A 19,100-nucleotide genomic window follows, 5' to 3' on the forward strand; every position below is an offset into this window, starting at 1 on the left:
AAGACACCCAAGGAAAGAGAACTTAAGTCATGGCGAAACTGAGTTCGATCAACAAGAATGAGCGCCGCAAGAAGCTGGTGAAGAAATATGCCGGCCGCTATGCGAAGCTCAAGGCGATCGCGAATGATACCGCGGCCGATGACAGCGATCGCCTGATCGCGCGTCTGAAGATGGCGGAGATCCCCCGCAACGGCAACCCGACCCGCGTTCGGAACCGCTGCGAACTGACGGGGCGTCCCCGCGCTTATTACCGCAAATTCCGCCTCTGCCGCGTGCAGCTGCGTGATCTGGCCAACAAGGGCCTGATCCCCGGCGTCACCAAGTCGAGCTGGTAAGGATCATTTGAGATGGCATTGACCGATCCCCTGGGTGATATGCTCACCCGCATCCGCAACGGGCAGCAGGCGAAGAAGGACAGCGTCGTGTCCCCCGCTTCGAAGCTTCGCGCCCGCGTGCTCGACGTGCTGCAGCGCGAAGGCTATATCCGCGGCTATTCCGAGGAACTGCTCGGCAAGCATGCCGGCCTTCGCATTGAGCTCAAATATTTCGAGGGCCAGCCGGCGATCAAGCATGTCGCCCGCGTCTCGAAGCCTGGCCGCCGCGTCTATTCGGGTTCCAAGGAACTGCCCGTCGTGCGCAACGGCCTTGGCATCACCATTGTCTCGACGCCCAAGGGCGTTCTGTCCGACGCCGAGGCGCGCGAGCAGAATGTCGGCGGCGAAGTGCTGGCGGAGGTGTTCTGATGAGCCGTACTGGTAAGAAGCCGGTCGCTGTCCCCGCGGGCGTGACCGCCGCCATCGCCGACGGTCAGCTGTCGGTGAAGGGACCCAAGGGTACCCTCGCCATGCCGCTGGCCGACGAAGTGACCTACAGCATCGAAGACGGCACGATCGCCGTGAAGCCTGCCAATGACAGCAAGCGCGCCCGCGCTTTCTGGGGCATGCAGCGCACGCTGGTCGCCAACCTGATCACTGGCGTGACCGAGGGTTACACCAAGAAGCTGCTGATCACCGGTGTCGGCTACCGCGCCAACTCGCAGGGCAAGACCCTGAAGCTGCAGCTCGGCTATTCGCATGACGTCGATTTCGAGATCCCCGAAGGGATCGAGATCAAGACCCCGGATAACACCACGGTCGAGATCAGCGGCATCGACAAGCAGAAGGTGGGTCAGGTTGCCGCCGAGATCCGCCGCTGGCGCAAGCCCGAACCCTATAAGGGCAAGGGTATCAAATACGCCGGCGAGTTCATCTTCCGCAAGGAAGGGAAGAAGAAGTAAGATGGCAAAGCTTTCCCTCTTCGCGCGGCGTCGTCGTCGCGTTCGCACCGCGCTCAAGGCTGTTTCGGGCACCCGTCCGCGCCTCAGCGTCCACCGTTCGGGCCGTCACATCTACGCCCAGGTCATTGACGATGCGCAGGGCAAGACCCTGGCCGCCGCGTCGACCCTGGACAAGGACGTGCGCAGCAAGACCGGCGCCACTGCCGATGCCGCTGCGGATGTCGGCAAGCGCGTTGCCGCTGCGGCAACCGCTGCCGGCGTCACCCAGGTCGTGTTCGACCGCGGTGGTTTCCTGTTCCATGGCCGCGTCAAGGCGCTGGCCGATGCGGCCCGTGAAGCCGGGCTGGAGTTCTGATCATGGCTGACGAAAACGATATCCAGGCACAGGCGGGCGCTCCCGCTGCTGTCGAGGGCGGCGAGCAGACCGAAGGCCGTCGCGGCCGGGGTCGTGGCGGCGACCGCAACCGCGGCGAGCGTGGCGGCCGCGGCCGTCGCGACGACCGTCGCGGCAACCGTGACGAGGAACAGGGTGAAGAGCTGATCGAGAAGCTGGTTCACATCAACCGCGTCTCGAAGACCGTCAAGGGCGGCAAGCGCTTCGGCTTCGCAGCTCTCGTCGTTGTCGGCGATGGCAAGGGCCGTGCGGGCTTCGGCCATGGCAAGGCGCGCGAAGTGCCGGAGGCCATCAGCAAGGCGACCGCTTCGGCCAAGAAGGCGATGGTTCGCGTTCCGCTGAAGGAAGGCCGCACCCTGCACCATGATGGCCTCGGCCACTTCGGCGCGGGCAAGGTGACGGTTCGCTCGGCTCCGGCCGGTACGGGCATCATCGCCGGCGGTCCGATGCGCGCCGTGTTCGAAAGCCTCGGCGTCGCTGACGTCGTGACCAAGTCGAACGGCACGTCGAACCCCTACAACATGATCCGGGCGACGTTCGCGGCGCTGGGTGAGCAGGTCAGCCCCAAGGCGGTGGCGCAGCGTCGCGGCAAGAAGGTCGCCGACCTGCTTCGTCGCGGCGGCGCCTCGGCCGAAGTCGCCCAGGCCGACGCCGAAGCGATTGCGGAGTAAGACAGCATGGCGAAAATCAAGATCAAGCAGATCGGTTCGCCGATCCGCCGCCCGGAAGCCCAGAAGAAGATTCTGGTCGGCCTGGGCCTTGGCAAGATGCACCGTGTGGTGGAGCTGGAAGACACGGCGGAAGTCCGCGGTGCCATCGCGAAGCTGCCCCATATGGTGGCGGTGGTCGAAGGCTGAGTCCTTTCGATCATGACGAATGAAGCGGGAGAGGGGGAAACCCCTCTTTCGTTTTTTGAGAAAGGGCGCTAATGGCGCGTCCTCTTTGGTGGCTCCCGACTGGGAGCAGCGCGACAAAAGCGAAAGCGAGTGCACGAAATGACGAAGCTCAACGAACTCAATGACAATGCCGGTGCCCGCAAGGGCCGGATGCGCGTCGGCCGTGGTATCGGCTCGGGCAAGGGCAAGACCGCCGGTCGCGGCCAGAAGGGTGCGAAGGCGCGTTCGGGTGTCAGCATCAACGGCTTCGAGGGCGGCCAGATGCCGCTCCACATGCGGCTGCCGAAGCGCGGCTTCAACAACATCTTCGCCAAGGATTACGCGATCGTGAACCTGGGCGCGGTGCAGAAGGCGATCGACGCCGGCAAGCTGGACGCCAACGCCACCATCGATCACGCGGCGCTGAAGGCTGCCGCCCTTGCCCGTGGCGGCAAGGATGGCGTGCGCCTGCTGGGCAAGGGCGAACTCACCGCCAAGGTCAATCTGCTCGTCGCCGGCGCGTCGAAGGGCGCTGTCGAAGCCGTCGAGAAGGCTGGCGGCAAGGTCGAAGTGATCGCCGTCGTTCCGGCCGCTGAAAAGGCCGCTGCCAAGAAGGGCAGCGCCAAGGCTGCGAAGAAGGCGTGAATTAGGCCGTAAGGCTTGCAAGCATGGCCCCGCTGCCCGATATGGGTGAGCGGGGCCATGTGTTTTGGGGACTCCAGAACCCGCGCCGTCCATATCGAGTTGAGGCTGGGCCTGGCGACGGGCGCAAAGGCCATTTGGAATGGACGGAGTGCAATTCCCGGTTCGACAGTGCCTCATCACCCCGCTAAGGGGTTAGCGATTCCGCTCCGGGTTTTCCAATCCGGCAAGATGTTTTGAAGGGCAGCCAAGATGGCATCGAGAGCCGACCAGCTCGCATCCAATCTCAGCCTGGCGAAGTTCAGCCAGGCGACCGACCTCAAGAAGCGCCTGTGGTTCACGCTGGGCGCGCTGATCGTCTTCCGCTTCCTGAGCTTCGTGCCGTTGCCGGGCGTCGATCCGACCGCCTTGTCGCAGCTTTACAAGCAGACCAATGGCGGCATTCTCGACATCTTCAACACCTTCTCGGGCGGTTCGCTCTCGCGCATGAGCCTGATCGCGCTCGGCGTGATGCCCTATATCACCGCTTCGATCGTGGTGCAGCTTGCCGCCTCCCTCTCGCCGCAGCTTGCAGCGATCAAGAAGGAAGGCGAGAGCGGCCGCAAGAAGCTGAACCAATATACCCGTTACGGCACGGTCGGCCTGACCGCCGTGCAGGGCTATTTCATCGCCGTCGGCCTGGAAAGCTTCGGCGCCCAGTCGGGTGTGCAGGCCGTGGTCGATCCGGGCTATCTGTTCCGCGTCGCGGCTGTGATCTCGCTGATCGGCGGCACCATGTTCCTGATGTGGCTGGGCGAGCAGATCACCTCCCGCGGGATCGGCAATGGCGTGTCGCTCATCATCATGGCGGGCATCGTCGCACAATTACCGGTGACGCTCAGCAATCTGTTCAAGTCGAGCAGCACGGGTGCGATCTCGGGCCTTGTCATCTTCCTGGTGATCGTGCTGGGCTTTGGCCTCATCGCCTTCATCTGCTTCATGGAACGGGCGCAGCGCCGGGTGCTGATCCAATATCCCAAGCGCCAGACGCGGCAGGGCCTGATGCAGGCCGACCGCAGCCATCTGCCGCTGAAGGTCAATACCGCAGGCGTGATCCCGCCGATCTTCGCCAGTTCGCTGCTGCTGATGCCGCTCACCGTCTCGCAGTTCGCCGGACAGACCGTGGCAGGCGAGAGCAAGCTTGGCGATTTCGTGCTGACGCTGAACCAATATCTGTCGCACGGCAGCCCGGTCTATATGGGGCTTTACGGCCTCGGCATCGTCTTCTTCTGCTTCTTCTACACCGCCGTGGTGTTCAACCCGGAGGAAACTGCCGACAATCTGAAGCGCAACGGCGGCTTCATTCCCGGCATCCGTCCGGGCAAGAACACCGAAAATTATCTCGACTATGTGCTCACCCGCATCACGGTGATCGGCGCGGCCTATCTGGCGTTCATCTGCCTGGTCCCGGAATTCGTGATCGCGCGGGCGGGCATTCCCTTCTACCTTGGTGGGACTAGCCTGTTGATCGTTGTCAATGTTACGGTCGATACCGTGACCCAGATCCAGAGCCACCTGCTCGCCCATCAATATGGGGATCTGATCAAGAAGGCGAAGTTGAAGGGACGTCTGCGCTAGGCGGCGCGGAACGGAAAAAAGCGCGAAGAACAGGGGAGAATGCGCGACATGAATATCATTCTGCTCGGCCCGCCGGGCGCCGGCAAGGGAACGCAGGCGACGCGTCTGGTGGACAGCCGGGGCATGGTGCAACTGTCGACGGGCGACATGCTGCGCGCGGCGGTGAAGGCGGGAACGCCCATCGGGCTCAAGGCCAAGGCGGTGATGGAGGCCGGCGAACTCGTGTCGGACGAGATCGTGTCGGGCATCATCGGGGAGGCGCTGGATGCCCTGGCGTCTGAAACCGGCGTGATCTTCGACGGTTATCCGCGGACCGAGGCGCAGGCGCATTCGCTGGACGGCATATTGGCCGACCGCAACCGGACGCTTGATCATGTGATCGAGCTGGAAGTGGATGAGGACGCCCTGGTGGAGCGCATCACCGGCCGTTTCACCTGCGCGACCTGCGGCGAGGGCTATCATGACAGCTTCAAGCAGCCGAAGATCGAGGGCGAGTGTGACAAATGCCACGGGCATGAGTTCAAGCGCCGCCCGGACGACAATGAGGAAACCGTCCGCACGCGCATGGCCGAATATCGGGCCAAGACCGCGCCGATCCTGCCGATCTACGAAGCGCGGGGCATTGTTTCCCGTGTCGACGGCATGGCCGACATGGGCGAGGTGACGGTCGCGATTGCCGCCATATTGGACGGCAAGAGCGCCTGAACTTCATTTTTCGCACTCGATCATCACATCTGCCCCTTCGGCAAATGCGGCAATCGGAACTGGAGCGGGTTTCGATCTGATTGAATCAGATCGCCGCTCTGGATTCCTTGTTTGTCGCGATTTCTTAGCCAGCGATCGGTTCCCATCGCTTGGAAATCGCTCTAGGCTCGTCCTCCTGATCAGGGAGGGGGACCGCGATGGGAAAGCATCGGATCGGAATATGGGCGGGTATGGCGATGGCCGTGCCCGCCCATTCTGCTGTCACGGGCAGCAACGAACAGGGCTTCGCCGTCGAAAACAGCGTCGATGTTTCGGCTGATGCGGCCACAGTCTACCAGCTCCTGGCTCAACCTGCCCGTTGGTGGAACGGGCAGCACAGCTATAGCGGCGACGCCGCCAATCTCTCCCTTGATCCCGTGGCCGGCGGTTGCTTTTGCGAAAAAGTGCCGGGAAAGCCCGGCCAGCCCGGCAGCGTCGAACATGCGCGCGTGATCCATGCAGCGCCGGACCGCCTGCTGCGCCTCTCCGGAGCGCTGGGGCCATTGCAGGCCGAGGCGGCGACCGGGACGCTGACCTTTGACATCGTACCGAACGCCAAGGGCGTCCAGGTCAGGATGAGCTATGCCGTTGGCGGCTATCTCCGCACGGGCGCGGCGGGCATGGCGCCTGTCGTCGACCGGGTACTGGCCGAGCAGTTGCAAGGGCTGAAACGCGCCGCCGAATCAGGACAACCCTGAAGATGCTTCCCCATTGATGGTCCCGGCTGCGCTCCTCCCAAAACGGTACAGGTGCTGAGTTCCGGCAATGCCATCGGCCCCTATGTTAACCACGATATTAACGGAATGATTGCCGTAATGTTGCTATGTCCGCCGCATGACGGGGTCGCGTCCTTCCAATCGCCGCCTGACGGAACTGGACGCCTTGCGGGGGCTGGGTGCATTGTGCGTGCTCATCTTCCATTATTCGACGCGATTTCACGAACTGTTCCCGCAGGCGGCCCATGTGCCCTTCAGCTTCCTGGGCGGCAATTACCGGGTGCTGCTGTTCTTCGCCATTTCCGGCTTCGCGATATTCTTCACGCTTGATCGCATCCACACGGTCGCCGATTTCCTGGTCAACCGTTTCGCCCGGCTCTATCCCGCCTATCTCGTCGCGATGCTGCTGACCCTGGGCATCGAATCCCTGGCACGGGTTTCGCAACTGCTGGTCGGACCGGGTGCCGTCCTCGCCAATTTCACCATGTTGCAGGGCTTCGCCTTCCTGCCGGAGGTGGACGGCGCCTATTGGACGCTGACGGTCGAGATCGCCTTTTACGCCTGCATGGTGTCGATCTGGAAATGCAAGGGCCTCAAGCGGCTGGAGCCCGTGCTGATCGGCTGGCTGATCCTGCGCTGGCTCTACGCGCTCTGGCCAGGCATGCCGGAACGGATCGTGATGCTGCTGGTGCTGCGTTACGTTCCCTTCTTCATCATCGGCATGCTGTCCTATCGCGTATGGGCAGGGCAGCGGAGCTGGCGCCAGCAGGCGCCCTATGCGGCGCTTGCGCTGCTCTCGATCGCAACGGTCGACAGTCCGGACATCCTGTTGGCGGGCGTCCTGTTGCTGGCGGCGTTCGCCACGCTGATCGCGGGGGGGCTGCGTTTCGTCCGGCTTCGTCCGCTCGTCTGGCTGGGGGGGATCAGCTATTCCTTCTACCTCATCCACCAGCATGTCGGCTTCGTCGTGATGCTGAAGATGGCGCAGGCGGGATATGGTCCCTGGACAGCTTTTGCGACGGCCTTTGCCGTGGCCCTGACCCTGGGGACGCTGATCAACCGGTTGGTGGAGCGGCCCGCCGGGGAAGCGATCATGGGCTGGTGGCGGGGGCATCGGCAAAGGGCTGTGCCCGTCGAAGGCACGCCGAGCCAGGCCTGAGCGACGCGGCTGCGCGGCCGAAGCCGATTTCACGCGCTGGACCGGCCTCCCCATGCTCGCCATTCACAACCAATTCAAGCAGCCCGCGTTATGCATGGCATGGATGCAGGACGAAGGAGAAAGGCAATGGCCTGGACCGGACGAAGGTTGCTTGCCGCGATCGGCCTTGCCGGCTCGCTGGCCCTTGGCGGTTGCGCTTATGACGACGGCTATTATGGCGGCGTGAGCGTGGGCAGCGGCTATTATGGCGGCGGCTATTATGATGATTATTGGGGCCCCGGCTATTATCGTCCAGGATATTATGGCGGCTGGTATGACGGCTACTACTATCCCGGAAGCGGCTATTATGTGTACAATCGCAGCGGCCATCGCCAGCGTTGGAATGACGGTCAGCGCCGCTATTGGGAAGGACGCAGGGATGCGCGCCGCGACGGGGGTTCGCGCGGCGACTGGAACAGTGGCGTGCCGCGACAGAGCTGGCGGGAGCGTTCCGGCGGCGACGGCAATCGATGGAATGGCAGCTGGAGGAATGCCCCGCAGGGCAATCCCGCTGCGGGCGCGCAGGCGACAGGAAGGGGATCAGGCGATATGACGACATCACGGGCTGACCGCAATTGGGGCGCGCCGCGCACGCGCGGGGACGGCGGCGCGCGATCCGGCGGCCGGTCCGGACGCGATGGCTGGCGGGGCCGGCGCAACTGATGCGGCTTGGGTCCACTGTGGTTCTCGGCCTGCTGCTGCTCGCGGCCTGCGATGGCCGGGAGGAGAGCGCAATCGACAATCTGGCCAATGGCGCCAATGCGACGCAGGTCGAAAACGGCGTCCGGGCGGAGGCGCAGGCGGTGCTGGAGCCGCTGAATCCTCCCGCGCCCGGCATGCCCGGCGGCCTGCCGGTCAACCCGCAGCCGGTGGTGGAGGAAGACTCCATCGATCCCAAGGGCGCGCAGGGAGCCGCCCAGGTGGTGCAGGGCTATTACGGCCTGCTGGAGGAAAAGCGCTATAATGACGCGCAGGACCTGTGGAACGACAGCAGCGCCATGGGAGCGGAAGACGATGCGCGCTTTGCTGCCCGCTTTCGCGGGTTCAGCGAAATCCATGCCCAGGTGGGCGCGCCGGGCGTGATCGAAGGTGCGGCGGGATCGTTGTTCGTGACGGTGCCGGTGCAGGTCTATGGGCGTCTGGCCGCGAACGGCAAGCCCTGGTACCGGCTGCGGCAGGTTACCTTGCGGCGGGCCAATGACGTCCCCGGCACCAGCGAGGCGGATCGCCGCTGGCATATAGAGAGCGTCGGCCCCTATCAGCCACCGGCTGGAGAAGCGACGGAGACGGCGGGCAACGCCGCCTCCGCCACTGACGGGCCAAAATGATGCCGCAGGAAATGCCTTAGGAAATGGTCGCCTTCACGATCTTGCCCGGGGTCTTGGGCGGCTCACCCTTGGGCAGGGCGTCGACATGTTCCATGCCCGACGTGACTTCGCCCCAGACGGTGTACTGGCCGTCGAGGAAGGTGGCGTCGTCGAAGCAGATGAAGAACTGGCTGTTGGCGCTGTTCGGGTTCATCGCGCGGGCCATGGAGCAGACGCCCCGGACATGCGGCTCGCGGCTGAATTCGGCCTTGAGGTCGGGCAGCTTCGATCCGCCCATGCCGGTGCCCGTCGGGTCGCCGCCCTGCGCCATGAAGCCGGGGATGACGCGGTGGAAGACGACGCCGTCGTAGAAGCCGTCCTGGGTAAGCTGGGTGATGCGCTCGACATGGCCGGGCGCCAGGTCAGGGCGCAGCTTGATGACGACGTCGCCGCCGCTGTCGAGGGTAAGGGTCAGGGTGTCGTCGGCCATGAAAAATCCTCTTCCGGGGAAAATTGGGGAGATGGACCATATAGAGCGTTAGGGTCTAAACTCAATTACGGTGAGGTCGAGATGGAGACGAAAAAGCCCGCTGGGAGGGAGGGCGCGCCGCCAGATAGCGGGGCTATCCGGCAAGCGGCCGACCGCGCCAGCGGGCTTTTTCGTCCTACTCCTTCGGAGCAGGTTTGTCCGGGCGCTGTGGAGCGTCGAAGCGCTCGACCGGGCAAAGCGCGCCCGCTTCTCGCGCTTCTTCTCCCACAGCATCCCGGACAAGCCTGTCTCGATCCTCGCCGTAATTGAGTTTAGACCCTGAGACGGGGATGGAAGCCATTGCAATTATGACGGGCATGGGCAAAAGCAGCGAAATGCTACAGGAACCGGACAGTAGGGGACGCGATGAGCGAGCGAGCCGATTTGGCCGAACCCCGGCCGGACGATTTTGAGGACATTGCCGCCGGGCAGGTCGAATCCCGCCATGACGAGGATGATCGGCTGAAGGGCGAATTCGTCGATGCCGTTCTGGATGCGGTAGAGGCGGATGACCGGGAGCGTGCCCGCGAACTGGTGTCGCCGCTGCATCCGGCCGATATTGCCGACCTTCTCGAACTCACCCCGTCCGAACGGCGGGGCGAGGTGGCCGCGGCGCTGGGCGATCTGGTCGGCGCGGAGGTTCTGTCCGAACTCAACGACTATGTCCGCGACGACCTGCTCGACGCGCTGCTGCCCGAACAGGTGGCGGAGTTCGCCGCCGAACTGGACACCGACGACGCCGTCGCCATCATCGAGGATATGGAGGAGGCCGACCAGCAGGCTGTCCTCGACGCGCTTGATCCCGAAGATCGTGCCGCCATCGAAAGCGCGCTGTCCTATCCGGAGGAGTCCGCCGGCCGCCTGATGCAGCGCGATCTGGTCGCGGTGCCGGAACATATGACGGTCGGGCAGGTGATCGACTATCTGCGCGACAACCGCGACCTGACGACCGACTTCTGGGAAATCTTCGTGGTCGACGAAGCGCACAGGCCGATCGGTACCTGCCAGCTCAGCTGGGTGCTGACCTGCCCGCGCAGCGTCGCCATGGCGGACCTCATGAAGCGCGAACAGACGCTGATCCCGGTCGACATGGACCAGGAAGAGGTGGCGCTGCGCTTCCAGAAATATGCGCTGATTTCCGCGGCCGTGGTGGACGGCAGCGGTCGGCTGGTCGGCATGATAACGGTCGACGATATCGTCCACATCATCTCCGAGGAAGCGGGAGAAGACATTCTTCGCCTGTCGGGCGCGGGTGAGGGCGACATCAACCAGCCCATCCTGCAAACCGTGCGCACACGCCTGCAATGGCTCGTGGTCAATCTGGGCACGGCCATATTGGCGGCCTCCGTGGTCGGGTTGTTCCAGGCGACCATCTCCAAATATGTCGTGCTGGCCGTGCTGATGCCGATCGTGTCGGGCATGGGCGGCAATGCGGGGACGCAGACCATGGCGGTCGCCGTGCGCGCGCTCGCCACCAACCAGCTCACCAGTTCCAACACCATGCGCCAGATCGTCCGCGAATTCCGCATCGCCAGCGCCAATGGCACCGCGCTCGGCATATTGATCGGCCTGTCGGTGGGATTGATCTACGGCAATCATGATCTGGGGATCGTTATCGGGCTGGCGATGCTGATCAACAATCTGGTGGCGGGGCTATCGGGCATATTGATCCCGGTCGCGCTGGACAGGGTGAATGTCGATCCCGCCGTTTCCTCCGCCGTGTTCGTGACGACGATGACGGACGTGATGGGCTTTTTCTCCTTCCTCGGCCTTGCCACGATATGGGGTTTGTAATCGGCCGGTCAGCGCCCATCTTCCTGCCATGCCGCTTCACCTGACCAAGATCGCCTTTCAGAGCGAAAGCCCTGCAACGCTCCGCGCCTGGCTGGAAAGCCATGCGGAGGAGGCAAGGCTGACGACGCGTTATCTGCCCAAGCGGGTCGAGGAGCTGGAGGGCGGTTCGCTCTTCTGGATTCATGGGCATCAGCTTGTCGGGCGCAGTCCGCTGCTGGGCTTTCAGGAAACCGGACAGGGCCGTTACTGGATCAGGCTGGAGCCACGGCTGATCCCGGTGCGCGCCGTGCCCAAGCGGGCGCATCAAGGCTGGCGCTATCTGGAGGAGAAGGACGCCCCGGCCGATCTGGGCGCAGGCGAGGCGAATGATCTGGATGCGATGCCGACGCGGTTGCTGGGGGAGTTGTCGCGGCTCGGGTTGCTCTAAGGTCTCACATCATCCCGTCCTGCCTTCGCGGGGGCGGGGTCTTTTTCAGGCAAGCGCCTTCACCTGCGCGCCGACCTCCCGCAATTCCGCAATGAAGCGCTTTCTCTCCTCGGCTTTGCGTGCCGCGTCCGGTACCCGCAGCAAATAGCTTGGATGAACCGTTATCCATCCCTGCGCGCCGCCCTCCAAAGCCAGGGGCGCGCCCCGGACCCGGCTGATGGTCACGGCCTTCCCCAGCAGAGCGCGCCCCGCCGTGGCGCCCAGGGCGACGATGATCCGTGGCCGGACCAGCTCCAGCTCCTGCGTCAGCCACCAGCGGCAAGCCTGGATTTCGGGCGTTTCCGGCGTCTGGTGGATGCGCCTCTTGCCCCGTCGCTCATGCTTGAAATGCTTGACGGCATTGGTGACGTAGGCGCGCCTGCGGTCGATCCCCGCCTCCTCCAGCGCGTGGTCGAACAATTGCCCGGCCGGCCCGACAAAGGGATGTCCGGCCAGATCCTCCTGATCGCCCGGCTGTTCTCCGATGAACATCAGCGGGGCATCGACTGGTCCCTCCCCGAACACTGTCTGGGTCGTGTCGCGGTAGAGCGGGCAGCGGGTGCAACCCATCGCCTCCTCGCGCAGCGCGCTCCAGGCCGCGTCGGCATTTCCCTGCCGGGTGGAGGGTTTGGGCGGCGTTGCGATCATGGCTGCCTCCCGTGACTGGGCACCTGCCACCAGTTCGGGAATGAGCGCGGCTTCCGGCAGGTTGCGCCAATATTTTCGGGGCATTTCGGACAGCATCGCCCCGACCTTGAGCCGTGCCGGATTGAAGATCGACGCATAATAGCCCTTCCAGATATCCTCGACGGGATCTTGCGCGGGCGCATCGTTGCGCGTGGCGCCCGGCCCTTCGGTCAACGTCTCGCCATCCCAATGGATGCTGATCTCCGGCGTCAGGATCGACCAGCGCATGGAGGCGAAGCGGCGCACGAAAAAACCCGCATTGGCGCGGACGATATGATGTTCCGGCTCGAACCAGGCGATGAAGCGCGCGCCGTCCGCATCGGCCAGTTCGCGGAAGCGGACGAAGGCGCGCATCTTGTGCATGTCGCGCCGGACCGCCTTGGCCAGCGCCTCCACCCGGCGGACCAGCGGGTCGGCGCGATCGTCCAGACTGGCGGGGCGCCCGCGCAATTGCACGAGCAGGGCGTAGAGCAGGGCAAAACGTTCCGGATCGCTGTGCAGGATTGCCGTTTCAGCCAGCTCGACAAAGGCGCGAGGGACGGAAAATATGGCGCCGTCAGTCGCTGGAGGGGGTTCGTCCGCCGCGAACAGATCTCCTTCATCGCCCGTTTGCCAGACAATGTCGGCCGGCTCCGTGCCGGCAAGGGCAAAGGCGCGCGCGGCCTGGCGCCAACCATCGAAATCATCCGCTCCGTTCAGCCGCGCCCGATGCATCGCCCCTTAGTCATTCGCCTCTGCGCGCTGCAATTCCGCCGGCTTGCGCTGGGCGAACCGGGCCGCCAGCTTCGCCTCCTCCTCGGCGGTCAGTTCCTTGGCGGCGTCGGGGAACATCTCCTCCTCTTCCTCTTCGATATGGTGGAGGTAGCGCTTCTTGAGCTGGGCGAAGACGTGGTTCCATTCCTCGCCGTTGAAGGACAGCTCTTCCAGCTCCTCCAGATAGTCGTCGATCTCCTTGTGCTCCGACACGCTGTGCTGCGCGTCCTCGCGCAGGTCGGGGCGCGCCAGCATGGTGGCGTAGAGCGTTTCCTCCTCCGCCGCCGCATGGGCGGTCACTTCCACCTTGAACTGTTCGAACAGCTTTTCCAGCCGATCGGGCTCGTCCTTCGCGTCAGCCATCTTGTCGAACAGCTGCCGGTGGGCGTCATGATCCTGCTTCAATCGGTCGAAAATGCTGCGGTTGGCCATGGGGGATGCTCCTTCTCTTGCGGAAGGAACAACGATGGAGCCGGCCTTTGGGTTCAGCCGAACAGCGCGCGAAAGATGATCGCGACAGGAATCCAGAGCAGGCCGCCGCCAATGCTGGCCGCCCAGAGCTGCACCAGATCGCGGCGGAAGCGAAGATCCAGGCCGTGCGCGGGCAGGCCACTGCGATCCAGCAGCTCCCAGCGCCGCTCCAGCCCCCGCGCGGCAACGGCAAAGCCGCCGATCGCCACGATGATGCCCAGATGCAGCAGCAGCGATCCGCCCATTTTGGCGACAATGAAAATCTGGAGCAGGCAGAAAATGACAAGCGCAGCGGCGAGATGGGAACTCATCCGCTGGGCATGGCCCGTGCGGCGCGTTATACCATCGTTCCACTTCGTCGCCAAAAATCCGGCCCTTTCCTTGCGTCGGGCAAGAAAAACATGAACCGCCTTTCCGATCAACGGCAAAATGAGGGCGACTCATTCAAAAAGCTCATATTGTGACGGCGGCGGCGCCACGTGCAGGGTGAGCCGATCGGCCAGTTGGACCGGCCGCCAGTCGGCCGCGATCAGGAAGGGCCGTAATTTGGCGATGCTCCGCGTCAGGCGGGCGACATCGTCCAGCCGCAACCGGCGGTGGCGTCGGCTCGCGACGATCCGGTCCACCGCCTTCGCGCCCAGCCCCGGGACCCGCAGCAACGCGTCGCGCGGGGCATGGTTGACGTCGACCGGAAAGACCTCCCGATGGCGCAGCGCCCAGGCGAGCTTGGGATCGATGTCGAGCGGCAGGCAGCCGGTGGCGGGATCGGTCGCGCTTTCCAGATCCTGCGCCGAATAGCCGTAGAAGCGCATCATCCAGTCGGATTGGTAGAGCCGATGTTCGCGCATCAGCGGCGGACGCTTCAACGGCAGCACGCTGCTGGGCGAGGGGATGGGCGAGAAGGCACTGTAATAGACGCGGCGCAGCTTGTGCCGGCTGTAGAGCGAACTTGCCCGCTGGATGATGGCCCTGTCGTCCGCCTGGTCCGCGCCGACGATCATCTGGGTCGACTGGCCCGCCGGGGCGAAGCGCGGCGCATGGGTGTAGCGGCGGCTGGCGTCGGCGCCTTCCTCAATGGCGTCGCGCATCCCCGCCATGGCGCTTTCGATCTGCCCCTTGTCCTTCTCCGGCGCCAGCCTGCGCAGGCCCTGTTCGGTGGGCAGTTCGACATTGATCGACAGCCGGTCGGCATGGAGGCCCGCCTGACGGGCCAGTTCGGGGTCGGCGTCGGGGATGGTCTTGAGGTGGATATAGCCGCGGAAATCATGTTCTTCGCGCAGGCTGCGCGCGACCGCCACCAACTGCTCCATCGTATAATCGGACGAACGGATGATGCCGGAGGAGAGGAACAGGCCCTCTATATAGTTGCGGCGGTAGAAGCTCAGCGTCAGGTCGACCACCTCCCTCACGGTGAAGCGGGCGCGCCGCACATCGCTCGATCGGCGGTTGATGCAATAGTGACAGTCGAAGATGCAACTGTTGGTCAGCAGGATCTTGAGCAGCGAAATGCAGCGGCCGTCGGGCGCATAGGCATGGCAGATGCCCATGCCCTCGGTCGAACCGATGCCGCCCTTGCGTCCCGATGCGCTGTCCCGTTTCGCCGTCCCGGACGACGCGCAGGACGCATCATATTTGGCGGCGTCGGCAAGGATTTCCAGCTTTTGCCGGATGGAGAGGGCGGTCATGATTGTTCATCATATGTTCCCTATCCCCCACTGTCCATAATCTCGATCAGTCAGGCCGGTGGGGAGTCCGCATCCAGCACCTGGCGGACCTTCACCGCCAGCTGGTCTAGCGTGAAGGGCTTGGCGAGAAAGGAGACGCCGGGGTCGAGCATGCCGTTGTGGACGATGGCGTTGCGGGTATAGCCGGTCGTGTAGAGGATCTTGAGGCCGGGATGGCTCTCCCGCGCGCGATCGGCCAGGATGCGCCCGTTGATGCCGGGCATGACGACATCGGTGAACAGCATGTCGATGCGCGGCTGGATCGTCAGCATTTCCAGCGCCTGCTCCCCATCGGAAGCCTGGACGATAGTGTAGCCCAGCTCGCGCAGCGAATCGACCGACATGTGGCGGACGCGCTCCTCATCCTCCACGACCAGGATGATCTCTTCCCCTTTGGCACGGGGCAGTTCGGCGGGCGTCACCGTCACGGTCCCGCCGACCGACTCCGGCCCATAATATCGCGGCAGGTAGATCTTGATGATCGTGCCCTCGCCGGGTTCGGAATAGATCTTCACATGGCCGCGCGACTGCTTGATGAAGCCGAACACCTGGCTGAGGCCGAGCCCGGTGCCCTTGCCGACCCCCTTGGTCGTGAAGAAGGGTTCGAAGGCGCGTTCCACCACCTCGGGCGGCATGCCGGTGCCGCTGTCGCTGACGGATACCATCACATATTGGCCGGCGGTGACGTCGCTGTGGGTCGCGGCATAGGCATCGTCGAGATGCGCGTTGGCCGTCTCTATCGTCAGCCTGCCACCCATGGGCATGGCATCGCGCGAATTGACGCAAAGGTTGATGATGGCTGCTTCGAGCTGGCTGGCGTCGATGCTGGCGCGCCACAGCCCGCCGGCCAGCACGGTTTCCACCCGAATGGCTTCGCCGATGGTCCTGCGCAGCAGCTCCGACATGCCGCCGACCAGCTTGTTCACGTCGATCGGCTGCGGATCCAGCGGCTGCTGGCGGGAGAAGGCGAGCAGGCGCGCGGTGAGCTGGGCGGCGCGCTGGGCGCCCTCTGCCGCATTGTCGATGCCTTTGATGATCCGGGGGTCCGAATCCGGCGTCAGCCGCCGCCTTGCGATGTCGAGAGAGCCGATGACGATGGCGAGCATATTGTTGAAGTCATGGGCGATGCCACCGGTCAGTTGCCCGATCGATTCCATCTTCTGGATCTGGCGCAACTGCCCTTCGGCCGCCTCGCGATCCTGCGCCTCTTCGATCAGGCGCTGGTTGATGTGAGCGAGCGCCTGCTGGCTTTCGGTCGCTTCGGCCACGCGGCGATAGGCGGTGCGCAGCGCCAGCGCTCCCAACAGGGTGATCAGCACGGCGGATAGCGTGAGCCCGACTGAAACCATCGTGCTCAGCCGATTGTCGTTGGCGGTCCGGTTCTTCAGCAATTGCGCCTCACGCGCCCGCATCGTCGCGACCAATGCGCGGATGCGGGTCATCGTTATCATCCCCGCATCGTAATCGTCCGCCTCGAACACCTCCCCACGCTGTCGCCGCTCTATGCCCGCCCGCATCAGGAACAGGCGGTCGTCGAGCAGTTCCTCCAGTTCCTCCAGCGATCGGGCCTGCAGCCTATTGTCGCGCATCTCCACGCGCAGCGTGGCCAGTTCCTGCCGCCATTCGCTGCGAAAACTCTCATAGGGACCAAGGAAGGACTTCTTGCGCGTCAGCATGAAACCGCGCTGCGCGCTTTCCGCTTCCTGCGCGTGAAGCAGCAGGGTCGAGAGCTGGTTCTCGATCCGCAATGTGTGCTGGACCCAGATATTGACCCGCTGCTGCACCGCGTAGATCCAATAGGTGCTGCCTACCGCGAGCGCACCGACAAGGAGGGCAAGCAGCAGCAGGAAGATCGATCGTTCAGGGCGGATTGCGGGCATGGCGGCGGAAGATGCGGAAAAAAGGCGAGGGGGGCAAGCCGGGAAAGGATATCCAGCCAAAAGGATTATGGCAGGGAAATCGACGCTTTAGCACCTGTGGAAAGTGCCGCGAGCGCGCCGATCCCCGGCTCTTCCCGCTCTACTCCCGCCAGCCTGGATCGATCCGGTCGATCTTGCGCACCATGGCCTCGAAATCCGGCACGCCGGGGCCGGCCGGCAGTTGCACGCCGCTCAGGTCGCGCTGATGCACCGCGATGACCTCCGCCGGGATGTCCATCGGCGTGCCGGCCGCGCCGGTCGCGACCTGGACCTCGCAGGCGCGTTGCAGCATCCACTGGGTCAGGAAGGCTTCCGGCAAGGACTTGGCCATGACCAGCGTACCATGGTTGCGCAGCATCATGATGCGCCTCTCGCCCAGATGGGCGATCAGCCTCTCGCCTTCCTCCGGCCGGATCGTGATGCCTTCGAAGTCGTGATAGGCGATTCGGCCGATGAACGCCGCCGCATAGAAATTGGTCGGTGTCAGTCCCTCCCGCGTCGCGCTGACGGCCATGCCCGCGGTGGTGTGGGTATGGACGATGCAATGCGCATCGGGCAGGTGGCGGTGGAAGACGCTGTGCTGGGTAAAGCCGGCGCGGTTTACCGGATAGGGGTTGCCGTCCAGCACATGGCCGTCAATGTCGATCTTGACGAGGCTGGATGCGGTCACTTCGCTGTACAGCAGACCGAAGGGATTGATGAGGAAGGCATTTTCTTCCCCCGGCACGCGCAGGGTGATGTGGTTGTAGATCAGTTCCGACCAGCCCAGATGGTCGAAAATGCGGTAACAGGCGGCGAGTTGCTGGCGCGCGGTCCATTCTGCGGCCGGCATGTCGGGATGTTTGCCCATGCTCCTGGCGATGGTTGCCATGGCGATCCTCCTTCTTGTTTATCGGGGGACTATCCGCCAGTCCTCCGGCGCTGTCGAGAAAAACGGCTTTTGGGTTGAATTTGCGCGACTCTGCTGGTAGGGCGCGCCCCACACGGCGCAGGGTGACCTGCGGCGACTCACTGCTATTTCATTCGGGTGGCCCGTCGGGAAGGGTTATGTTTCCTGGCGGCCCGTCTGTTTTTCGACTGGAGTTTGACTGGCTTATGCAAATCATCGTTCGCGACAACAATGTCGACCAGGCCCTGCGCGCGCTCAAGAAGAAGCTGCAGCGTGAGGGCGTGTATCGCGAGATGAAGTTGCGCCGTCACTATGAGAAGCCCTCGGAAAAGCGCGCCCGCGAAAAGGCTGCCGCCGTTCGCCGCGCCCGCAAGCTGGAGCGCAAGCGCGCCGAGCGTGACGGCGTCCGGTAAGGACCGTCGTCATCGGGGCGGTCGCCTGATCGTCCCTTCCCTCTGCTGACAGATCACCCGCACCAATTTGCGAGGCATAGCGCATGTCGACCACAGCCGTTCCCCTTCGTCCTATCGCCAAGGGATCGCTGACGCGGCTCTGGATCGGTGTCGCTGCGGTGGCGCTTGCCGCCGGCGGCCTGGCTTGGGCGGGGCAGCGGGGCGTGGAGGCTTCGCCAGCCAGCTTCCTGGCGCATAATCGTGGCGCGGACGGCGTGGTCACGACCGAATCGGGCCTGCAGTACAAGGTGCTGGAAGAAGGCAGCGGTCCCAGCCCCACGCCGGCCGACGTGGCGCTGGTGGGCTATAAGGGCACGCTGCTCGACGGCACGGTGTTCGACGAAAATCCGCAGACCGCCATGCCGGTGGACGGCGTGGTCCCCGGTTTTTCCGAAGGCCTGCAGAAGATGAAGAAGGGCGGCAAGTACCGCCTGTGGATTCCGCCGCAGCTTGGCTATGGCGAGCAGGCGGCGGGCCCGATCCCGGCCAATTCGGTGCTTGTCTTCGATGTCCAGTTGCATGACTTCAAGTCCAAGGCGGACATCATGCGCATGCAGCAGATGATGCAGCAGGGCGGCATGCCGCAGGGCATGCCCGCCCACTAGAGCAGGTTTCGATCTGATTGAATCAGATCGCCGCTCTGGATT

General features: G+C 64.0%; 24 protein-coding genes. 17 read left to right on the plus strand and 7 right to left on the minus strand.

All coding sequences use genetic code 11. The features are described from left to right. Window positions 1-29 precede the first annotated feature (29 nt). The 13 genes from rpsN to MRBLMA1_RS18030 all read left to right on the plus strand — a co-directional run bounded on the left by rpsN (window position 30) and on the right by MRBLMA1_RS18030 (window position 8,790). Window positions 30-335, plus strand: a complete 306-nt coding sequence (gene rpsN, locus MRBLMA1_RS17970) for a 30S ribosomal protein S14 (protein WP_007707881.1) — start codon at window positions 30-32, stop codon at window positions 333-335. A 12-nt stretch (window positions 336-347) separates the two neighbouring features. After that, the gene (rpsH, locus tag MRBLMA1_RS17975; protein WP_025547278.1) at window positions 348-743 is read left to right on the plus strand and encodes a 30S ribosomal protein S8; all 396 of its coding nucleotides are present in this window, start codon (window positions 348-350) and stop codon (window positions 741-743) included. Beyond that, complete coding sequence (gene rplF / locus MRBLMA1_RS17980; protein ID WP_133652663.1) at window positions 743-1,276, plus strand: 50S ribosomal protein L6; 534 nt, start codon at window positions 743-745, stop codon at window positions 1,274-1,276. The genes rpsH and rplF overlap by 1 nt, the downstream gene beginning before the upstream one ends. 1 nt (window position 1,277) lies before the next feature. Further along, complete coding sequence (gene rplR, locus MRBLMA1_RS17985) at window positions 1,278-1,631, plus strand: 50S ribosomal protein L18 (protein WP_133652664.1); 354 nt, start codon at window positions 1,278-1,280, stop codon at window positions 1,629-1,631. A 2-nt stretch (window positions 1,632-1,633) separates the two neighbouring features. Further along, complete coding sequence (gene rpsE, locus MRBLMA1_RS17990) at window positions 1,634-2,341, plus strand: 30S ribosomal protein S5 (RefSeq protein WP_133652665.1); 708 nt, start codon at window positions 1,634-1,636, stop codon at window positions 2,339-2,341. A gap of 6 nt (window positions 2,342-2,347) precedes the next feature. Then, entirely contained in the window at window positions 2,348-2,527 is a 180-nt protein-coding gene (gene rpmD, locus MRBLMA1_RS17995; RefSeq protein ID WP_133652666.1) for a 50S ribosomal protein L30, read from the plus strand. A gap of 138 nt (window positions 2,528-2,665) precedes the next feature. Continuing rightward, entirely contained in the window at window positions 2,666-3,190 is a 525-nt protein-coding gene (gene rplO / locus MRBLMA1_RS18000) for a 50S ribosomal protein L15 (RefSeq protein WP_025547286.1), read from the plus strand. Between the two features lie 249 nt (window positions 3,191-3,439). After that, entirely contained in the window at window positions 3,440-4,804 is a 1,365-nt protein-coding gene (gene secY, locus MRBLMA1_RS18005; RefSeq protein ID WP_363738614.1) for a preprotein translocase subunit SecY, read from the plus strand. Between the two features lie 48 nt (window positions 4,805-4,852). After that, a complete protein-coding gene (locus MRBLMA1_RS18010; protein ID WP_363738616.1) occupies window positions 4,853-5,509 on the plus strand; it encodes an adenylate kinase in 657 nt (218 codons plus the stop codon). Between the two features lie 197 nt (window positions 5,510-5,706). Continuing rightward, window positions 5,707-6,246: an SRPBCC family protein gene (locus tag MRBLMA1_RS18015; RefSeq protein ID WP_363738618.1), complete on the plus strand. Its 540-nt coding sequence runs from the start codon at window positions 5,707-5,709 to the stop codon at window positions 6,244-6,246. A 136-nt stretch (window positions 6,247-6,382) separates the two neighbouring features. Continuing rightward, the gene (locus tag MRBLMA1_RS18020) at window positions 6,383-7,423 is read left to right on the plus strand and encodes an acyltransferase family protein (protein ID WP_363738620.1); all 1,041 of its coding nucleotides are present in this window, start codon (window positions 6,383-6,385) and stop codon (window positions 7,421-7,423) included. A gap of 126 nt (window positions 7,424-7,549) precedes the next feature. Further along, window positions 7,550-8,125: a hypothetical protein gene (locus tag MRBLMA1_RS18025; RefSeq protein ID WP_363738622.1), complete on the plus strand. Its 576-nt coding sequence runs from the start codon at window positions 7,550-7,552 to the stop codon at window positions 8,123-8,125. Next, complete coding sequence (locus MRBLMA1_RS18030; protein WP_363738623.1) at window positions 8,125-8,790, plus strand: hypothetical protein; 666 nt, start codon at window positions 8,125-8,127, stop codon at window positions 8,788-8,790. Before MRBLMA1_RS18025 ends, MRBLMA1_RS18030 begins: the two co-directional genes overlap by 1 nt. A 16-nt stretch (window positions 8,791-8,806) precedes the next feature. Here MRBLMA1_RS18030 and MRBLMA1_RS18035 read toward each other — a convergent pair whose 3' ends face one another. Continuing rightward, window positions 8,807-9,259 (minus strand): peptidylprolyl isomerase, encoded by a 453-nt coding sequence (locus tag MRBLMA1_RS18035; protein WP_363738625.1) that lies wholly within the window; start codon window positions 9,257-9,259, stop codon window positions 8,807-8,809. A gap of 405 nt (window positions 9,260-9,664) precedes the next feature. On the opposite strand from MRBLMA1_RS18035, the gene mgtE reads away from it, so the two are divergent. Together mgtE and MRBLMA1_RS18045 are read left to right on the plus strand one after the other, a co-directional pair. Further along, a complete protein-coding gene (gene mgtE / locus MRBLMA1_RS18040; RefSeq protein ID WP_363738627.1) occupies window positions 9,665-11,092 on the plus strand; it encodes a magnesium transporter in 1,428 nt (475 codons plus the stop codon). Window positions 11,093-11,120: 28 nt separating this feature from the next. Then, complete coding sequence (locus MRBLMA1_RS18045; protein ID WP_363738629.1) at window positions 11,121-11,519, plus strand: DUF1489 family protein; 399 nt, start codon at window positions 11,121-11,123, stop codon at window positions 11,517-11,519. A 45-nt stretch (window positions 11,520-11,564) separates the two neighbouring features. Here the strand turns inward: MRBLMA1_RS18045 and MRBLMA1_RS18050 are convergent, their stop codons facing one another. The 6 genes from MRBLMA1_RS18050 to MRBLMA1_RS18075 form a co-directional block, all read right to left on the minus strand. Further along, window positions 11,565-12,959: a UdgX family uracil-DNA binding protein gene (locus MRBLMA1_RS18050; protein WP_363738631.1), complete on the minus strand. Its 1,395-nt coding sequence runs from the start codon at window positions 12,957-12,959 to the stop codon at window positions 11,565-11,567. Window positions 12,960-12,965: 6 nt separating this feature from the next. After that, complete coding sequence (locus MRBLMA1_RS18055; protein WP_363738633.1) at window positions 12,966-13,430, minus strand: hemerythrin domain-containing protein; 465 nt, start codon at window positions 13,428-13,430, stop codon at window positions 12,966-12,968. Between the two features lie 53 nt (window positions 13,431-13,483). Further along, a complete protein-coding gene (locus MRBLMA1_RS18060) occupies window positions 13,484-13,780 on the minus strand; it encodes a hypothetical protein (RefSeq protein WP_363738955.1) in 297 nt (98 codons plus the stop codon). Between the two features lie 129 nt (window positions 13,781-13,909). Continuing rightward, complete coding sequence (locus tag MRBLMA1_RS18065) at window positions 13,910-15,154, minus strand: putative DNA modification/repair radical SAM protein (protein WP_363738635.1); 1,245 nt, start codon at window positions 15,152-15,154, stop codon at window positions 13,910-13,912. 50 nt (window positions 15,155-15,204) lie between these two features. Further along, window positions 15,205-17,073, minus strand: a complete 1,869-nt coding sequence (locus tag MRBLMA1_RS18070) for a CHASE3 domain-containing protein (RefSeq protein ID WP_363738637.1) — start codon at window positions 17,071-17,073, stop codon at window positions 15,205-15,207. A 139-nt stretch (window positions 17,074-17,212) separates the two neighbouring features. Further along, on the minus strand, window positions 17,213-17,983 hold the full coding sequence (locus tag MRBLMA1_RS18075; RefSeq protein WP_363738638.1) for a class II aldolase/adducin family protein: 771 nt from the start codon (window positions 17,981-17,983) through the stop codon (window positions 17,213-17,215). Window positions 17,984-18,207: 224 nt separating this feature from the next. Here MRBLMA1_RS18075 and rpsU point away from each other — a divergent pair, with 224 nt between their 5' ends. Together rpsU and MRBLMA1_RS18085 are read left to right on the plus strand one after the other, a co-directional pair. Then, window positions 18,208-18,414, plus strand: a complete 207-nt coding sequence (gene rpsU / locus MRBLMA1_RS18080; protein WP_004208618.1) for a 30S ribosomal protein S21 — start codon at window positions 18,208-18,210, stop codon at window positions 18,412-18,414. Between the two features lie 83 nt (window positions 18,415-18,497). Continuing rightward, window positions 18,498-19,058: an FKBP-type peptidyl-prolyl cis-trans isomerase gene (locus MRBLMA1_RS18085; RefSeq protein ID WP_133652683.1), complete on the plus strand. Its 561-nt coding sequence runs from the start codon at window positions 18,498-18,500 to the stop codon at window positions 19,056-19,058. Window positions 19,059-19,100 lie beyond the last annotated feature (42 nt).

The organism is Sphingobium sp. LMA1-1-1.1 (genome assembly GCF_040676365.1).
Lineage (GTDB): Bacteria > Pseudomonadota > Alphaproteobacteria > Sphingomonadales > Sphingomonadaceae > Sphingobium.

What these genes read in the sequence shown, in the direction of transcription:
- rpsN (WP_007707881.1), top strand. Translation starts at nt 30, where the DNA reads ATGGCGAAACTGAGTTCGATCAACAAGAATGAGCGCCGCAAGAAGCTG.
- rplR (WP_133652664.1), top strand. Translation starts at nt 1,278, where the DNA reads ATGGCAAAGCTTTCCCTCTTCGCGCGGCGTCGTCGTCGCGTTCGCACC.
- MRBLMA1_RS18020 (WP_363738620.1), top strand. Translation starts at nt 6,383, where the DNA reads ATGACGGGGTCGCGTCCTTCCAATCGCCGCCTGACGGAACTGGACGCC.
- MRBLMA1_RS18070 (WP_363738637.1), bottom strand. Translation starts at nt 17,073, where the DNA reads ATGCCCGCAATCCGCCCTGAACGATCGATCTTCCTGCTGCTGCTTGCC.
- rplO (WP_025547286.1), top strand. Translation starts at nt 2,666, where the DNA reads ATGACGAAGCTCAACGAACTCAATGACAATGCCGGTGCCCGCAAGGGC.
- rpmD (WP_133652666.1), top strand. Translation starts at nt 2,348, where the DNA reads ATGGCGAAAATCAAGATCAAGCAGATCGGTTCGCCGATCCGCCGCCCG.
- rpsE (WP_133652665.1), top strand. Translation starts at nt 1,634, where the DNA reads ATGGCTGACGAAAACGATATCCAGGCACAGGCGGGCGCTCCCGCTGCT.
- rpsU (WP_004208618.1), top strand. Translation starts at nt 18,208, where the DNA reads ATGCAAATCATCGTTCGCGACAACAATGTCGACCAGGCCCTGCGCGCG.
- MRBLMA1_RS18030 (WP_363738623.1), top strand. Translation starts at nt 8,125, where the DNA reads ATGCGGCTTGGGTCCACTGTGGTTCTCGGCCTGCTGCTGCTCGCGGCC.
- MRBLMA1_RS18065 (WP_363738635.1), bottom strand. Translation starts at nt 15,154, where the DNA reads ATGACCGCCCTCTCCATCCGGCAAAAGCTGGAAATCCTTGCCGACGCC.
- MRBLMA1_RS18050 (WP_363738631.1), bottom strand. Translation starts at nt 12,959, where the DNA reads ATGCATCGGGCGCGGCTGAACGGAGCGGATGATTTCGATGGTTGGCGC.
- MRBLMA1_RS18015 (WP_363738618.1), top strand. Translation starts at nt 5,707, where the DNA reads ATGGGAAAGCATCGGATCGGAATATGGGCGGGTATGGCGATGGCCGTG.
- MRBLMA1_RS18055 (WP_363738633.1), bottom strand. Translation starts at nt 13,430, where the DNA reads ATGGCCAACCGCAGCATTTTCGACCGATTGAAGCAGGATCATGACGCC.
- MRBLMA1_RS18035 (WP_363738625.1), bottom strand. Translation starts at nt 9,259, where the DNA reads ATGGCCGACGACACCCTGACCCTTACCCTCGACAGCGGCGGCGACGTC.
- mgtE (WP_363738627.1), top strand. Translation starts at nt 9,665, where the DNA reads ATGAGCGAGCGAGCCGATTTGGCCGAACCCCGGCCGGACGATTTTGAG.
- MRBLMA1_RS18025 (WP_363738622.1), top strand. Translation starts at nt 7,550, where the DNA reads ATGGCCTGGACCGGACGAAGGTTGCTTGCCGCGATCGGCCTTGCCGGC.
- secY (WP_363738614.1), top strand. Translation starts at nt 3,440, where the DNA reads ATGGCATCGAGAGCCGACCAGCTCGCATCCAATCTCAGCCTGGCGAAG.
- MRBLMA1_RS18010 (WP_363738616.1), top strand. Translation starts at nt 4,853, where the DNA reads ATGAATATCATTCTGCTCGGCCCGCCGGGCGCCGGCAAGGGAACGCAG.
- MRBLMA1_RS18060 (WP_363738955.1), bottom strand. Translation starts at nt 13,780, where the DNA reads ATGAGTTCCCATCTCGCCGCTGCGCTTGTCATTTTCTGCCTGCTCCAG.
- rplF (WP_133652663.1), top strand. Translation starts at nt 743, where the DNA reads ATGAGCCGTACTGGTAAGAAGCCGGTCGCTGTCCCCGCGGGCGTGACC.
- MRBLMA1_RS18075 (WP_363738638.1), bottom strand. Translation starts at nt 17,983, where the DNA reads ATGGCAACCATCGCCAGGAGCATGGGCAAACATCCCGACATGCCGGCC.
- MRBLMA1_RS18045 (WP_363738629.1), top strand. Translation starts at nt 11,121, where the DNA reads ATGCCGCTTCACCTGACCAAGATCGCCTTTCAGAGCGAAAGCCCTGCA.
- MRBLMA1_RS18085 (WP_133652683.1), top strand. Translation starts at nt 18,498, where the DNA reads ATGTCGACCACAGCCGTTCCCCTTCGTCCTATCGCCAAGGGATCGCTG.
- rpsH (WP_025547278.1), top strand. Translation starts at nt 348, where the DNA reads ATGGCATTGACCGATCCCCTGGGTGATATGCTCACCCGCATCCGCAAC.